The 14,905-nt window shown below is 32.5% G+C and carries 16 protein-coding genes; 7 read left to right on the top strand and 9 right to left on the bottom strand.

What is annotated here, in order from left to right; translation table 11 throughout:
* Positions 1–2: 2 nt before the first annotated feature.
* Complete coding sequence (gene uvrA, locus ABJF52_RS10150) at positions 3–2,780, bottom strand: excinuclease ABC subunit UvrA (protein WP_348149655.1); 2,778 nt, start codon at positions 2,778–2,780, stop codon at positions 3–5.
* Between the two features lie 255 nt (positions 2,781–3,035).
* Between uvrA and ABJF52_RS10145 the strand changes: the two genes are divergently transcribed.
* From ABJF52_RS10145 to ABJF52_RS10130, 4 genes are all read left to right on the top strand, one after another.
* Positions 3,036–3,620, top strand: coding sequence for a sigma-70 family RNA polymerase sigma factor (locus ABJF52_RS10145; RefSeq protein ID WP_348149653.1), 585 nt, complete (start codon positions 3,036–3,038; stop codon positions 3,618–3,620).
* Between the two features lie 74 nt (positions 3,621–3,694).
* On the top strand, positions 3,695–3,838 hold the full coding sequence (locus ABJF52_RS10140) for a hypothetical protein (RefSeq protein WP_348149651.1): 144 nt from the start codon (positions 3,695–3,697) through the stop codon (positions 3,836–3,838).
* Between the two features lie 412 nt (positions 3,839–4,250).
* Entirely contained in the window at positions 4,251–4,832 is a 582-nt protein-coding gene (locus ABJF52_RS10135; protein ID WP_153754829.1) for a sigma-70 family RNA polymerase sigma factor, read from the top strand.
* A 74-nt stretch (positions 4,833–4,906) separates the two neighbouring features.
* Complete coding sequence (locus ABJF52_RS10130) at positions 4,907–5,050, top strand: hypothetical protein (RefSeq protein ID WP_172976324.1); 144 nt, start codon at positions 4,907–4,909, stop codon at positions 5,048–5,050.
* Positions 5,051–5,099: 49 nt separating this feature from the next.
* Here ABJF52_RS10130 and nth read toward each other — a convergent pair whose 3' ends face one another.
* Positions 5,100–5,759: an endonuclease III gene (gene nth, locus ABJF52_RS10125; RefSeq protein WP_348149649.1), complete on the bottom strand. Its 660-nt coding sequence runs from the start codon at positions 5,757–5,759 to the stop codon at positions 5,100–5,102.
* Between the two features lie 49 nt (positions 5,760–5,808).
* Between nth and bcp the strand changes: the two genes are divergently transcribed.
* Positions 5,809–6,267 (top strand): thioredoxin-dependent thiol peroxidase, encoded by a 459-nt coding sequence (gene bcp, locus ABJF52_RS10120; protein ID WP_348149647.1) that lies wholly within the window; start codon positions 5,809–5,811, stop codon positions 6,265–6,267.
* An 18-nt stretch (positions 6,268–6,285) separates the two neighbouring features.
* Here bcp and ABJF52_RS10115 read toward each other — a convergent pair whose 3' ends face one another.
* Positions 6,286–7,752: a TonB-dependent receptor gene (locus tag ABJF52_RS10115; protein WP_348149646.1), complete on the bottom strand. Its 1,467-nt coding sequence runs from the start codon at positions 7,750–7,752 to the stop codon at positions 6,286–6,288.
* A 76-nt stretch (positions 7,753–7,828) separates the two neighbouring features.
* Between ABJF52_RS10115 and ABJF52_RS10110 the strand changes: the two genes are divergently transcribed.
* Both ABJF52_RS10110 and ABJF52_RS10105 read left to right on the top strand, forming a co-directional pair.
* Entirely contained in the window at positions 7,829–8,605 is a 777-nt protein-coding gene (locus tag ABJF52_RS10110; protein ID WP_348149644.1) for an MBL fold metallo-hydrolase, read from the top strand.
* A 71-nt stretch (positions 8,606–8,676) separates the two neighbouring features.
* Positions 8,677–9,171: a hydrolase gene (locus tag ABJF52_RS10105; RefSeq protein WP_348149642.1), complete on the top strand. Its 495-nt coding sequence runs from the start codon at positions 8,677–8,679 to the stop codon at positions 9,169–9,171.
* Here ABJF52_RS10105 and ABJF52_RS10100 read toward each other — a convergent pair.
* The 6 genes from ABJF52_RS10100 to ABJF52_RS10075 all read right to left on the bottom strand — a co-directional run.
* Positions 9,168–9,827, bottom strand: coding sequence for a dienelactone hydrolase family protein (locus ABJF52_RS10100; protein WP_348149640.1), 660 nt, complete (start codon positions 9,825–9,827; stop codon positions 9,168–9,170). The two genes, ABJF52_RS10105 and ABJF52_RS10100, sit on opposite strands and share 4 nt — an antisense overlap.
* A gap of 15 nt (positions 9,828–9,842) precedes the next feature.
* Positions 9,843–10,166 carry a hypothetical protein gene (locus tag ABJF52_RS10095; RefSeq protein ID WP_348149638.1) on the bottom strand — a complete coding sequence of 108 codons (324 nt, stop codon included), beginning with the start codon at positions 10,164–10,166 and terminating at the stop codon, positions 9,843–9,845.
* Between the two features lie 26 nt (positions 10,167–10,192).
* Positions 10,193–11,449: a dihydroorotase gene (locus tag ABJF52_RS10090; protein WP_348149636.1), complete on the bottom strand. Its 1,257-nt coding sequence runs from the start codon at positions 11,447–11,449 to the stop codon at positions 10,193–10,195.
* The gene (locus tag ABJF52_RS10085) at positions 11,446–13,374 is read right to left on the bottom strand and encodes a BatA domain-containing protein (protein ID WP_348149634.1); all 1,929 of its coding nucleotides are present in this window, start codon (positions 13,372–13,374) and stop codon (positions 11,446–11,448) included. Before ABJF52_RS10085 ends, ABJF52_RS10090 begins: the two co-directional genes overlap by 4 nt.
* 95 nt (positions 13,375–13,469) lie before the next feature.
* A complete protein-coding gene (locus tag ABJF52_RS10080; protein ID WP_348149632.1) occupies positions 13,470–14,477 on the bottom strand; it encodes a glycosyltransferase family 2 protein in 1,008 nt (335 codons plus the stop codon).
* Positions 14,478–14,502: 25 nt separating this feature from the next.
* On the bottom strand, positions 14,503–14,905 hold a 403-nt coding region (locus ABJF52_RS10075; protein ID WP_348149630.1), incomplete at its 5' end, for a universal stress protein.

Here is a 14,905-nt window from a genome sequence, read left to right as displayed (position 1 = left end):
TGTTATAATTTTTCTTTTAAATATTTAGCGGTAAGCGAGGCTGTACTTTTAGCAATTTCTTCTGGAGTTCCTTTAGCAATAAGTTGCCCACCTTTTGTACCACCTTCTAAACCTAGGTCTATTATGTAATCAGCACACTTAATAAGTTCTATATTATGCTCAATTACAATTACGGAATGACCTCGAGTAATTAATGCTTCAAAGGATTTTAGTAATTTTTTGATATCATGAAAATGTAAGCCAGTTGTTGGCTCATCAAAGATAAATAACGATTTATCTTTTGTTTTACCTTTTACAAGGAATGAGGCTAATTTAATTCGCTGTGCTTCACCACCAGATAGGGTGGAGGATGATTGTCCTAAAGTAACATAACCCAAACCAACCTCTTGTAGTGGCTTTAACTTTGTTATTATTTTGGATTGTTGGTGCTTTTCGAAGAATTCTATTGCATTGTCAATGGTCATATTTAATACATCATCAATTGATGCATTTTCAAATTGTACCTCTAATACTTCCTTTTTAAATCGTTTGCCTTTACAGGTCTCACATTCTAAATGAACATCTGCCATAAACTGCATCTCAACAGTTATTTCGCCTTCACCTTTACATTTTTCACAACGGCCACCATCAACATTAAATGAAAAGTGTTTTGCTTGATACCCTCTTATTTTACTTAATTTTTGAGCTGCAAAGAGGCTTCTAATATCATCGTAAGCCTTTATATAAGTTACTGGATTTGAACGTGAAGAACGCCCAATTGGATTTTGGTCTACGAATTCAACTGTTTTTACAGTTGAAAAGTTGCCTTCTGCTTTTGTATATTGTCCGGCTTTTTCACCATAACCGCCTATTTCTTTTAAAACAATAGGGTATAATAGCTTTTTTACTAAGGTACTTTTACCACTCCCTGATACTCCAGTAACAACCGTTAGCATATTTAATGGAAAAGCAACATTTATGTTTTTAAGGTTGTTTTCTCTAGCGCCTATTATATTTATTGAATTTTTTATAGGCCTTCTCTTTTCAGGCACTGCAATTTCTTCAGTTCCATTTAGATAACTGGCTGTTAGTGAGTTAGATTTTAGAATTTCACTTAAAGGACCAAAAGCAACGACTTCGCCACCGTGTGTGCCAGCCTCAGGGCCAATATCAATAACTTCATCAGCCGCTTTCATTATATCTTCGTCATGTTCAACAACTATAACGGTGTTGCCCAAATCTCGTAACGATAATAGTACGTCAATAAGATTCTCTGTATCTTTTGGATGCAGGCCAATACTAGGTTCATCTAATATATACATACTTCCAACTAAGCTACTACCTAATGAGGTAGCTAAGTTAATTCGCTGACTTTCTCCACCTGAGAGCGAATTCGATTTTCTATTTAAGGTTAAATAGCTTAAACCTACCTTAGTTAAAAAACTTAAACGCGTATTTATTTCTTTCAGCAGTCTTTTGGCAATTTGGCCATCATGCTCGTTTAAGTTGATGTTTTGAAAAAAGCTAACTAAGTTTTCAATTGGTAATTCAACTAAATCTGAAATGGATTTATCACTTATTTTAATATAGTCCGTTTCTTTTCGTAATCGCTTTCCATTACAGCTATTACACCGTGTTTTTCCGCGATAACGAGAAAGCATTACCCTGTTCTGTATTTTATAGCTTTTTTCTTCAAGCATACCGAAGAAATTATTCAGCCCTGTAAAATGTTTATTTCCTTCCCAAACTAATATTTTATGGTCATCAGATAATTCAAACCAAGGCTTATGTATTGGAAAATCGAATTTATATGCACTGTTAACCAGTTGGTCGCGATAGGCACCCATGCTTTCACCACGCCAGGGGAAAATAGCATTTTCATAAACTGATAGAGCAGTATTAGGTACGACCAAATCTTGATCTATTCCTATAACATCACCATAACCCTCACATTTAGGGCAAGCGCCATATGGATTGTTGAAGCTAAATAGATGAACATTGGGCTCTAAAAATGACATTCCGTCTAATACGAAATTATTGCTGAAATCTGCTTGATTACGAGTTTCTAGCTCTTCAATTGTGCATTCTCCACCACCTTCAAAAAAGGCTGTATCTATTGCGTTAGCTAATCTGTTAAAGAAATCTTCATCATCTTTGAATATTATACGATCGACTACCAAGTCAAATTTCCTCCCTATGTTTTCTGGGGCCTTATCAATTCTCATTACCTCATCATTATATTTTATTCTAGCGTAGCCTTGCTTTGCAAAAATTTGAAGCGATTTTAAAGGATCTCTTTTTTTATCAACTGTAATAGGTGCTAACAATAGCAGTTTGGTACCCTCTTTATACGTTTTAATATGGTCAATAACATCACTCACCGTGTGCTTTTTAACCTCGTTTCCAGAAATTGGAGAATACGTTTTACCTACACGGGCGTATAGTAGTTTTAAGTAATCGTAAATCTCAGTGGTTGTACCTACAGTCGATCGTGGATTTGTGGAGTTAACTTTTTGCTCTATAGCAATCGCAGGTGCAATACCTTTTATATAATCTACTTTTGGTTTATCTAACTTGCCTAAAAACTGTCTGGCATAAGAAGAAAGACTTTCAACATAACGTCGTTGACCCTCAGCATATAAGGTGTCAAAAGCTAAACTTGACTTGCCAGAGCCGGATAAGCCCGTAATAACTACTAATTTATTTCTGGGAATAACGACATCAATATTCTTAAGATTATGCAGTTTTGCACCTTTAATTATGATGTTTTTTTTTGGGTCTATGTCTTTAATTGCAGTCATTGGCGTAAATGTGGACGCAAAGATACAATATGTGCGAATCAATAGCGAACATAGCCAAACACCAATATAAATGTAACTTACTACTTGTTAAATTTGTTAATACAATATTATTTTTTCTATCTTTGGCTTTCACTTACACAAAATGTGCCTATAGAATAAAATTACTTTTTTAAAACTTAGAGATCAACCTAGACGACCATTAAAGCATTAATGGTAAATGATTATTCTAGTTTTAACCCTGAAAAAGTAATTGCAATGGATACACACTTATTTAACGATTCCGAACTTATTAGACTTTACGCTCAAGGCAATGAACGTGCTTTGAATACTTTAATCAACCGCCATAACCAAAGGCTGAGTAGTTTTATTTATTCTAAAGTAGGCGACCGCGAGATAACAGAAGATATTTTTCAAGATACATTTATTAAAGTAATACGTACCCTTAAAAGAGGGGCCTATAATGAAGAGGGGAAATTTTTACCTTGGGTAATGCGCATTGCACACAATCTAATTATAGATTACTTTAGAAAAAGTAGTAGAATGCCATATTTTGAAGGTACAAGTAATTTTGATGTATTCTCTATTATAAGTGATGAACGCTTGAATGCAGAAGGACAATTAATAAAAGATCAAATAAATGTTGATTTAGGGGTGTTAATTGATGAATTGCCTGAAGACCAACAACAAGTATTAAATATGCGCATCTTTAAAGATATGAGTTTCAAGGAGATATCTGAAAATACAGGTGTAAGTATAAATACAGCTTTAGGTAGAATGCGTTATGCACTTATTAACCTCAGAAAAATAATTGAGGAACATGATATAGTTTTGACGAATTAATTTACATCAGGTCGATTAGAATTATTATATTGGCTCTTGCTTCGTTATCCTTATATAACAAGACAAAAAGCGATATGAAAAAATTATACTCGAACAAAAGGAAAAGAAATAAAGTAGTAGAAGCGAAACCGGAGACCATTCAGTTTCTATTGAACTACTCAAAATCTCTTAAGATAACTGAAGTAGACGGTTATAAGTTTGAAAGCAACTTGAACTAGAAAAGAACATAAATAGGTTAAAATCCTCAGGCTTTATTATAAGTTTGAGGATTTTTTTTGTTTTAATATATAAGGTACTATAAGTAATAGACCACTATGGATAATAGTAAGAGATGCCTTTTAGGAGTTCAGAACCACATATTTAACTAATAGACTGTTGTATTTTCTGACATTTCAACTCTTCGTATTTCTGTTCAGATTAGCTCGAAAAACGTAAAACTAGCGTTTCACATCAAAAAGTAGTCGTTTTACAACAATGTTTTTTCCAGACACCCCCTTTTATCTAGTTTTAGGTCATAATTAAAAAATGAAACGATTCATAATAATAAAAATTGTTTCAAAAATTATACTAATAACTTAAAAAAAGCTTTCTCAGTCGGAAGCACTAATCTTAACCAAAAAAACAATCTGTATGAACTTGCAAATTGAAGACTCAGTACTAGTAAGAGATTATATCTCAGGAGATGAAAAATCACTTGAAGTATTAATTAACAGACATAACCAACGTATCTCAAGCTTTATTTACTCAAAGGTTTTAGATAGAGATATTACCGAAGATATTTTCCAAGATACTTTTATTAAGGTAATTAAAACTTTAAAAAAAGGTACTTATAGTGAAGAGGGTAAATTTTTACCTTGGGTAATGAGAATTGCTCATAACTTAATAATTGACCACTTTAGAAAAAATAAGAGAATGCCAATGTTTGAAGGCAGCGATGATTTTAATATTTTCTCTGTAATTGGTGATGATAAGTTAAATGCTGAAAAGCAAATCATAAAAGATCAAATAAATACCGATTTAAGATATTTAATTGATGAATTACCAGATGATCAAAGAGAAGTACTTTTAATGCGTATTTATAAAGATATGAGCTTTAAGGAAATCTCTGAAAATACGGGAGTTAGCATTAATACAGCCCTTGGTAGAATGCGTTATGCACTAATTAACCTTCGTAAAATTATTGACAAGCACAATATAGTTTTGACAAACTAGAATTTACAAAATTACTTAGTAAGCAATATTTCCATATCGGTGTCGTTATTAATACATAACTAGATATAATCGATATGGAAAAAATTTACTCAGAATATCCAAAAAGACGAGGGTTAACCAAGGCTGCACCGGAAACAATTCAGTTTCTGATGAACTTTTCTAAATCTTTGCATATTATTAAACATGCTGAATTCTCTTTTGAAGGAAGCTTGAATTAAAAAACTGTTTAAAAGTTCAACTTTTGAACCTAATACAAAAAGACCTTTTTTAGGTCTTTTTTGTTTTATAATAGTTATCCAACACCGTTTTTCTACCAATAGTTTTAGTTATTATATCGTTATCTAAATTCCAACCACGTGCAGGAGAATATTGTCTACCATACCAAATAATTTGTAAGTGTAAATCGTTCCATAATTCTCTTGGGAAAAGCCTTTTTGCGTCCTTTTCAGTTTGCACCACATTTTTTCCATTGGTAAAACCCCAACGATACATTAAGCGATGAATATGTGTGTCAACCGGAAAAGCAGGAATACCAAATGCTTGCGAGACTACCACACTAGCCGTTTTATGGCCCACAGCTGGAAATTCTTCTAAAAGTTCAATTTCCTTAGGCACCACACCATTATATTTTTCAATTAGCATTTTTGATAAGCCATAAATTCCTTTTGATTTCATTGGAGATAAACCAACAGGTTTTATTATTTCCCGAATTTCTTCTACTGATAATTTTACCATATCATACGGATTATCAGCTTTTTTAAATAGCAAAGGGGTAATTTGGTTAACACGGATATCTGTGCTTTGTGCTGACATTAATACAGCGATTAATAGGGTATAAGGGTCTTTATGGTCTAGGGGAACTGGAATTTCAGGATATAATTCCTGTAATTTTTGTATCGTAAAATTTACTTTTTCGGCTTTAGTCATTTTTGATTAGTTTCGTGTCGAGTATCACGAATTTAATTAAAAATAGACTATGAATACGTTGAAAGTAGGAGATAAGGTGGCAGAATTTACAAGTGTGGATCAAGCTGGGAATACTGTTAAGTTATCCGATTATAAAGGGAAGAAATTGATTGTTTTTTTCTATCCCAAAGCTAATACTCCTACGTGTACCGTAGAAGCTTGTAATCTGCGAGATAACTATAAACTACTACTAGATGCGGGTTATTCAATATTAGGGGTTAGCGCTGATTCCCAGAAAAGACAATCTAATTTTAAAGACAAATACAAATTTCCTTACCCTTTATTGGCAGATGAAGATCATACCTTGCTTAATATTTTTGGTGTTTGGGGTGAAAAAAAATTCATGGGTAGAATTTATGATGGAATTCATAGAAAAACCTTTGTAATTGATGAAAATGGGGTTATATCAAAAGTAATCGACAAAGTAAAAGCTAAAGAGCATGCAGCTCAAATATTAGCAGATAATTAAATCAAAGAAGTAGATTTTCTACTTCTTTGATTTTGTTTTTTTATCGGATTCTAACTTTTTAGTAAAAAGTTGCTTTTCTTTAATTACTTCAGAGATTCCTTCTGGAAGCATTTCTTCCCAGCCCTCTTCATTATTAATAATTTTCTTGAGAACGTCTCTTGAGAAAATATGCATAATTTCAGGGTCGTAATCGATAATATCCATCACTTTACCATTGTACTTGAAGAACTTATAAAGCTCTTTCATTCGAGGGTGTACTTTAACATTATTACTCGTCATTATTTGACCAGTTTCGGCATTTTTCATCGGATATAAATAAACTTGTAGGTCCTTGAAGAAAAGCTTACCAAAAGCTTCTAATATACCACCACTTAAATCGCGGTAATAGGTTTCATCAAATACATCTACTAAATTATTAACACCCATAGTAAGGCCAATGTGCTTTTTAGTGTAATTATTAAAGTATTCTACTAGTTTATAATACTCTTGGAATTTTGAAATCATTACCGTATGTCCTAAAGAACAAAGTAGCTCAGCTCTATCGAAAAAGTCGCGTTCGTCAATTTCTCCCGATGCTTTTAAATTCGATAAAGTAATCTCAAAAATTACAATACTATTGTCTACATCTACTGTTTGGTTCCTAACAAATATATCGTAGGACTTATTAAACATATCCTCATTTACTTTTGTTACGGGTCTAAAACTACCGCGCAACGCAAGTATATTCTTTTTATAAAGAACAGATGCTGGTAAAAGATTGTTGCCATCTGGGCCAAACATAACCGCATCGGTCATGTCATTTCTTATTAATTGTAAACTGATTAATCTATTGTCTACATTTTTAAAGTTAGGGCCTGAAAAATTTACCATATCTATTTCAACCGTATCCTTATCAATATGGTCGTATAAATACTTTATTAATTTAACAGGTTTATGATGCTTGTAAAATGCCCCGTAAATAAGGTTAACACCAAGTATTCCTAAGGTTTCTTGTTGCAATCGAGCTTCGTTTTGTTTGAAACGAACATGCATGATTATTTCATCAAATTCTTTTTGGTCAGGATCTAATTGAAATCGAATGCCTTGCCATCCATGCCCTTTATATCTTTTCGAAAAATCAATGGTAGCTACTGTGTTAGCGTAAGAAAAGAACAATCGTTCCGGGTGTTTATCCCTCGTAATTCTTTCTTCCATTAAATTCATCTCATGCGACAACATACGTTTTAAACGTGGTTGACTCACATATCTACCATCTTTTTCAACACCATAAATGGCATCGCTAAAATCTTTATCATAGGCACTCATTGCTTTTGCAATTGTACCAGAAGCGCCACCCGATCTAAAGAAGTGTCTGGCTGTTTCCTGGCCTGCTCCTATTTCGGCAAATGTTCCATAAATATCCGGATTGAGATTTATGCGAAGTGTCTTCGCTTTGATTGATGGGATGTTTTCAAACGCTGTATCTCTTTTACGCACTGTGGCCATTGGCTAGGTTTTGTGTTTTACAAAGTTAAGAAGTTCAGAAAATAATTTAGGTAAATATGTTATAAATTTGAAATAAATGAAAGATAGCCTAAAAATCACTTTTCTTGGTACTGGAACTTCTCAAGGAATACCAGTAATTGGTAGTAAGCATCCTGTATGTTTAAGCAACAATAGTAAAGACAAACGCTTGCGAACTTCAGTATTATTATCTTGGGATGAACACAATTATGTAATTGATTGTGGTCCAGATTTTAGACAACAAATGCTTCGCCATAATGTGGAAAACTTAGATGGAATTTTATTTACACATGAACATTCGGATCATACTGCGGGCTTAGACGATATTAGACCTTACTTTTTTAAGCAAGGAGATATTCCAATTTACGCGAATCAGGATGTTATTAATTCATTAAAAAGACGTTTTGATTACATTTTTGCTGATGAAAATCGCTATCCTGGAGCTCCCGCAGTAAAGGTAAACTTAATTAATTCAGAATGCGTTTTAAACCTTGGAGGTAAGAAAATAACAGTAGTAGAAGCATGGCATAATCGTTTAAAAGTATTTGGATTTAGTGTAGATGGGTTTACTTATTTAACAGACATTAAACGTGTTGATGCTTTAGAACTCGAAAAAATAAAAAATTCAAAGGTTTTGGTTATAAATGCCTTACGATTAGAACCTCATCATTCACATCTGAATTTGGAAGAAGCATTGGAATTTGTTGATTTAGTGAAACCGGAAGTAGCATACTTTACACATATTAGTCATATGCTCGGCTTTCATGAAATTGTGGACAAAGAGTTGCCCGAAAATGTTCATTTGGCTTTTGATGGACTTACAATTAAAGTTTAATTCAAAAAATATATAATTTACTCTGGCGTTTATATGCTACGGAGAACCTATAAAGATTAATTAAGATAATTATGAAAAAAAGCTTATTCCTTTACCTATTTGTTTTTGCTGCTTTAATCTGCTTGTATTTGGTAGTGAGTAATAAAAACATGCAAACTGTTGGAGAAGCCAAAATTGTTAGCTTACAAAAAGAAAATGTAAGTCTTCAAGATTCTATACAGAATCTACATTTAAAGGTTTTAGACATGCAATATTTCTCATTAGAGAATAATGACGATGCATTAGCCTATTATGACCATTTAAATATTGAAGATCCAGCAAGGTATATAGCCGATAAATTGTTAGAAACTAATGAGCAGAAGGGTGACAACCCCTTAATTCCCTATGAAGGAATGGAAAGTGATTTTAAAATAAATAAAATTAAAATTCTAAATCACAAATGGATAGTCTGTGATTTTTCTGATGGTAAATATTGGGGCGAACTTGTAGTAAAATATGAACTCAAAGACGACTTAGGAGTTGATTTTACTTTAATTGACCATTTATTATATACAAGAAGTAATTAAAATTTCTCCAACAACCACTTTTTAAACGAGTAGAAATTTTGAGGTGCTACACCGTGGCCTACAGGAAATTCTTCGTACACATGTTCAACTTGTAAATTCTTTAAAAAGTTAGGTATCCGCTGGGCCCATTCAGGTGGAATTACTTGATCTACTTGTCCGTGTGAAGCATATACCTTAAGTTGTGAATGGTCTTTTTCTTGATATCCCTTTGCAAGGATATCGACATTTATATAACCACTAAGACCAATTACATTTTTTACTTTTTCAGGATAGGATAGAGCTACTGCATAACTTAAAATAGTACCCTGACTAAACCCTAAAAGTGTTACGTTATTTGAGTTTAGACCATAAGCAGTGCAAGCTTCATCTATAAAATTTCCAATTTTTTCACGTGATTCTATTGCTTGGTCATCATCACTCCATTTTCCATTTAAGTTATCAAAATGAATGGCATACCAGGCATAACCGTAGGGTTCAAGAGAGTAGGGGGCACGAGCAGAAATTATAAAAATATTATCAGGTAATTCTGCTGCAAATGAAAACAAGTCTTCCTCATTACTCCCATAGCCATGCAGCATAATAAGTAAAGGGGTATTGGAATTAATTTCTTTTGATGGTCGAACTAAATGTTCTAATGATAATTCTTTAGGTTGCATTCGGGGTCGTTTGGATTAGCTAATAAAAGTAAACCATTTTTGAAAATATGGTCCAAGAACAGGTACAGATTGTTTTTTGTTGTTTAAAGCTCCTAAAAAACCATAAAACCACAAAACTATATAGAAAACATACAAACCATACCATGCATACTCATTAAACCATTGGCTTAAAAACAAGGCAAAACCTAGAAAGCCGATATGAAGACCAAAGGCTTGTCTTGTATGAAATCGAGCAAAATCGTGCTTTGGATCCCAATTCATACTCATGGCAATAAATGCACCAATAATTGTAAAATAAGCTATGATAGCTGTTGTTTTTCCTTCAATTTCTTCGTCCATCTTACAGCATTTATCAAATTGGTAATTTAATTTATTTGGATATCGTTTTCTGTAATTATGCCAACCACACTCCCTTTTAATTCTTCATCGATAAACATACTGTTCTTGGATCTAGAATTAATATTTTCTTTTTTAAATTGTGTAGTTGTTTTCGGTTCAAATAATGTAAAATTCGCATTTGCACCCTCTTTAATTTTAACCTCAGGTATGCCGAAACGGCTTCTACCTTTTGTTAGTAATGAAATAGTTAACTTTGTATCTAAGATTCTATTCAAAATACCAAAAGCACTTTCTAATCCAATTGTCCCGTAAGAAGCATTATCGAATTCAAGTTCTTTGAATTCGATGTTCATAGGTCTATGATCCGTTGTTACATAGTCAATAGTTCCTGACTTTAAACCGCCGATAAGAGCTTTTATATCTGCCTTTTCTCGCAATGGTGGTTTCACCTTGAATTTGCTGTCAAAAGATTCTAGTTTATTATCTGTAAATACAAGATTATGTATGGCTACACTACAAGTTATATCCAATTTTTTCTTTTTAGCATCCGCTATTAATTTAACAGAATTAGCCGTTGAAATTGTTGGTATGTGAAGTTTTCCGCCAGTATATTGTAAAACAAAAATATCTCGTGCTATTTGTAATTCTTCAGCCATTGCTGGCATTCCTTTTAATCCTAATCTAGTGGATACCGATCCTTCATTTACAATACCTTTACCCGCAATGTTCTTATCCAAGGGATAAGAAAAAACTAATCCATCGAAATTCTGAGCATATTGCAATGCTATTTTTAAAAGGTTAGAATTGTTGATTGGTTTTTTGTAATCATAGAAACCAACTGCTCCAGACTTTTTCATATCGAAAAGTTCTGCTAAGTCTTCATTTTCAGATTTTACGGTTAACGCTCCTAATGGATGTAATGATGTAGTACTATCTTTTGCAGCATTTTTTAAAAAGATTATATCAGAACTACTATCTGGAACTGGATAAGTGTCGGGGTTTAATATAACATCTGTAAATCCACTTTTTGCCGCGGTCAAAAGCCCATTTTCGATTGTCTCGCGGTCTTCATAACCAGGTTCGCCGAAACTAACCCCTGTATCCAACCAGCCAGCAGAAACATGTAAATCTTTATGCTCAATTACCTTATTTTGTCCTTTAGGTACAATTTTATCGGCAATCTTTTCAATTCTACCATTCTTTATCCAAATATCCTTTTTTTTCAAATGGAGGCTACTGTTACCTTCATCAATAATTTTGGCTGATTTTATAAGTATATTCATGAAAAGAATTTTTGAATAAAAATCTCAAATAATAAAAATATCAAGGCGAAAATAATAAACCATTTCCAAAGCTCAGTGATGCTACTGTCTTTTTGTAAGGTGTCAAACAGATTACTTATTGTACTCGATTTACTGGTTTCGTTTTTATCGGAGAAGTCTGTATACATTAAATTACTTTCTGCTCTCGAATAATTAAAACTTAGATTCTGATATATTTTCTGATTATCTAAAACACTATAAATTCCAGCTTCAGCAGGATTTTCAATAAACTTAAGGCTTACCTTATTATTAAAGGACTGTTGTTGAGGAATAAATTCGTAGGTGTCTCTTTTCATTTTCAAAATATCATCTTTTGCCAATTTAAGCGGTAAATCTATAGCAGATGCATTTCCAATTATATTATATAATTGGGCTGATTTTAAACTTTTTAGGCCAATATTATATAGTGTTGGTACAATTAAAGGTGAATTTTTAAAATTTGAATTTTCTTTTGAAAGCGATGCGGTAAATAAGTATAGACCATCAGTGCCTATTAAAAAAGGACTTTTATCTTGAAAAGATAATATGTGCAGAGCTGTAGTTTTTATTCTATTATAATTTTTTACACTTGGATATTGAAAATTGACTACTTCTTTCTCAAATACATTCTTAAATAAAGGATTGGAAAAGTTAATATCTGTAATATTTATAGCGTTTGTTACTGTCTGTTGGAAAGATGAATTAGATAGCCCAAGTAAAAGCTGATTATAAGAATCGATCTCAATAGCTATTGCCGGAATAATTAAAAGTGTACCTCCGTTAGATTTAAATGTTTTAAGACTAGTTTGTAAAGCAGTACTAATGCTTTTTAATTCATTTAAGATGATAAGGTTTTGAGATGCTATATCGCTATAGTTCAGTGTTTTTGGGGTATACGAATTAAAAGTAAATTCTTCTTTTGTAAAAATCCTGTTTAGAAAACTAACTTCTGCAGCGGCATCGCTAATTGCTAAAGTTTTTATTTTTTCTTTTTTATTAATATTGAAGTAAAGTGTATTGTCGTAGTTTAATCCATTGTCTGACACCTGTAGTCTACCATTTAAAGCCTCGTTATATTGTATTGAAAAGTTTACGATTCCCTTATTGGTAGTATCAATTTCAACAGAAGATTTAGCTATTAATTGTTCCTCATTATATAAGGATATTGGGATATTTTTATTTTCAGTGATACCAGAAACGAGCACTTCAACCTCTATTCCTTGCGCATTCTCTTTACTTATATACACCGAATCTATTGTAATATTTGTAGCGTTATCTGGTAATAATTGCACAAAATGATTTTCAGTATTTATAGTAGAGTCTAATTTTATATTACCTAGGCTATTTTGAAAATCGGAGATGTAGATAAACTCTTTTCGAGTATCATTTTTTTTGCTAAAAAAAGTTGCACCTTTTAGCTGTATTTCTTCAAATGATAGTTGTTTGTTAGTAAATTCTAGGCTTAAAAGTTCGTTCTGAATTTCATTAATCGTACTATTTCTAAATTCTATAGAATTGGTAAATAAATTGAACGGGCTTGTTTTTGGAACATTCTGAATTACTTCTTGAATGGCGTTTTGCAATAATGTAGCATTTCCAGCTTTGGCTTGCATGCTAAAAGAATTATCTATATAAATGGTAGTTTCTTTGTCTTTTAAGGCATTCTTTTCTGCAAAAAAAGGTTGAGCGAAAGCAATTACAATACCCGCCAACAAAAACATTCTTGTAAATAGTAGAAGCCATTTTTTTAATGTGCTGCTACGGCGAGAATTAGAGATTACTTTTTGTAGTAAGGCTACATTTGTAAAGGGTGTTTTCTTAAATCTTCGGAGTTGAAAAAGATGAATGAAAATAGGAATTAGTAGTAAAAGTAGGGCCCAAAGTAATTCTGGATGTCTAAACTGCATTGCCTATTTTGATTACACAAATATAGCTAAATAGGTTGACTGGCTCCAATTCTAATCAAAGAAGTTTTATAATTCTTGTGTCTCAATTAATTAGGTTAACAGAAGAAGTAAAAATCATCTCTTGGAGATTTCTTTAATTTCAAGAAATAACCTCGAATGATTTTCTGTTCATCTTCGTTTGCAACGGTGATAATACACTGTGGGTCTTGTAATTCTGCTATTTTTGAAAAATGATACAAAATATTGTTGTAGATATACTTACCAATTTTTTTTGGATTATCGCAGTACCACTTAAATGATATATTCAATTCAATTAACTTTTTAGCAATGCTCTTGCCTTTATTTCCTGCTCCCCAAATAGTTAATGGTCTATTTCTGTCATATTCTAGTTTTAAAAAATAATTCAATTTAATGTCTAGAAAATAATTTTGAGCATAATGCTCACTTGTACGCGAAGTGCGATAATCATGATCGCGCCAATGGTGCAATATTTCTTGACTCGGAATGCATTTTATATTGTTTTTATAAAAGCGAAAGGCAAGATCATAATCCTCCGGATATACATAGGGCCTAAAAGCTTCACATAAGTCAAAATCCTCTTTATAAACCATCCAACAAGGGGAGGGGATAACACATTCTTTATAGATTTCTGTATAATTTTTACCGATTGCTGTTAAGGAGTTTAACCATTTTTCATAACGTGCATAGCCATCATTTATTCCAGAAGCCGAAAAGTACTTTACTTGCCCCAGTGCCACATGACCTTTACCATTTATTAAAAGTGAATTAACCATCACTCTTAACTTGTCTGTAGTCATTAAATCATCAGAATCCATACGGGTAATTAGTTCGCCATTACTTTTAGAATATGCCTTTCGCAAAGCAGCAATAATTCCGTTTTTGTCATTCTCAAAGACCTGAATTCTTGAATCTTTAGCAGCAAATTTCTGAAGTATTATTTTGCTAGAGTCCGTAGAATGGTCATTTACGGCCAGTAGTTGCCAATTATTGTACGTTTGATTCACTATAGAAAAAAGGCATTCTTCTAGAAATTCTTCGGTATTCTTAACGGGCATTAAAATGCTTACAAGAGGATTTTGCATTTAGCCAAATTACTGAAAATAGTAGCTAATTTGGCAGTACTAACAATGGAATTTTGCTATGATATGCTAAATTGGTAACAACGGGTTCACGCATTAATTGATCCAAATAATTCCGTTCATTATATACTAAAGCCAGCATGTTAATATCTAATTCCTTTAGAAAATTAGCAATTACATTGGTTTTTGCAGAATAGTGCGGCACAAAGTGAACCTGATGTTTTACAGGTGCCATGTATTCCATGAGTGTAAATTTATTGGACTCCTGAAATTTATCTGTCTTACTCGATTCATTAATATGTAAAATGTGAATTTCTGAATTAAATTTCTTCGCTAAACTCAATAAAGGTTGCAGTATTTCTGAACTAAAATGGTGTTTGAAATCCGTTGGAAAAGCAATATGATTCAGTTGTTGAAACTCATACACTTCT

Source organism: Aurantibacter sp., from assembly GCF_039941195.1.
In the GTDB taxonomy this organism is placed as follows: domain Bacteria; phylum Bacteroidota; class Bacteroidia; order Flavobacteriales; family Flavobacteriaceae; genus Aurantibacter_A.
Note: the sequence above shows the minus strand (reverse complement) of the source record. Positions and strands in the feature narration are given on the sequence as shown.

Bases quoted from the DNA above. Each gene is read 5' to 3' on its own strand.
- ABJF52_RS10090 (WP_348149636.1), bottom strand. From the start codon at position 11,449: ATGAATATACTTATAAAATCAGCCAAAATTATTGATGAAGGTAACAGT.
- ABJF52_RS10085 (WP_348149634.1), bottom strand. From the start codon at position 13,374: ATGCAGTTTAGACATCCAGAATTACTTTGGGCCCTACTTTTACTACTA.
- ABJF52_RS10135 (WP_153754829.1), top strand. From the start codon at position 4,251: ATGAACTTGCAAATTGAAGACTCAGTACTAGTAAGAGATTATATCTCA.
- ABJF52_RS10140 (WP_348149651.1), top strand. From the start codon at position 3,695: ATGAAAAAATTATACTCGAACAAAAGGAAAAGAAATAAAGTAGTAGAA.
- ABJF52_RS10130 (WP_172976324.1), top strand. From the start codon at position 4,907: ATGGAAAAAATTTACTCAGAATATCCAAAAAGACGAGGGTTAACCAAG.
- ABJF52_RS10145 (WP_348149653.1), top strand. From the start codon at position 3,036: ATGGATACACACTTATTTAACGATTCCGAACTTATTAGACTTTACGCT.
- bcp (WP_348149647.1), top strand. From the start codon at position 5,809: ATGAATACGTTGAAAGTAGGAGATAAGGTGGCAGAATTTACAAGTGTG.
- ABJF52_RS10095 (WP_348149638.1), bottom strand. From the start codon at position 10,166: ATGGACGAAGAAATTGAAGGAAAAACAACAGCTATCATAGCTTATTTT.
- ABJF52_RS10105 (WP_348149642.1), top strand. From the start codon at position 8,677: ATGAAAAAAAGCTTATTCCTTTACCTATTTGTTTTTGCTGCTTTAATC.
- ABJF52_RS10100 (WP_348149640.1), bottom strand. From the start codon at position 9,827: ATGCAACCTAAAGAATTATCATTAGAACATTTAGTTCGACCATCAAAA.
- ABJF52_RS10110 (WP_348149644.1), top strand. From the start codon at position 7,829: ATGAAAGATAGCCTAAAAATCACTTTTCTTGGTACTGGAACTTCTCAA.
- ABJF52_RS10115 (WP_348149646.1), bottom strand. From the start codon at position 7,752: ATGGCCACAGTGCGTAAAAGAGATACAGCGTTTGAAAACATCCCATCA.
- uvrA (WP_348149655.1), bottom strand. From the start codon at position 2,780: ATGACTGCAATTAAAGACATAGACCCAAAAAAAAACATCATAATTAAA.
- nth (WP_348149649.1), bottom strand. From the start codon at position 5,759: ATGACTAAAGCCGAAAAAGTAAATTTTACGATACAAAAATTACAGGAA.
- ABJF52_RS10080 (WP_348149632.1), bottom strand. From the start codon at position 14,477: ATGCAAAATCCTCTTGTAAGCATTTTAATGCCCGTTAAGAATACCGAA.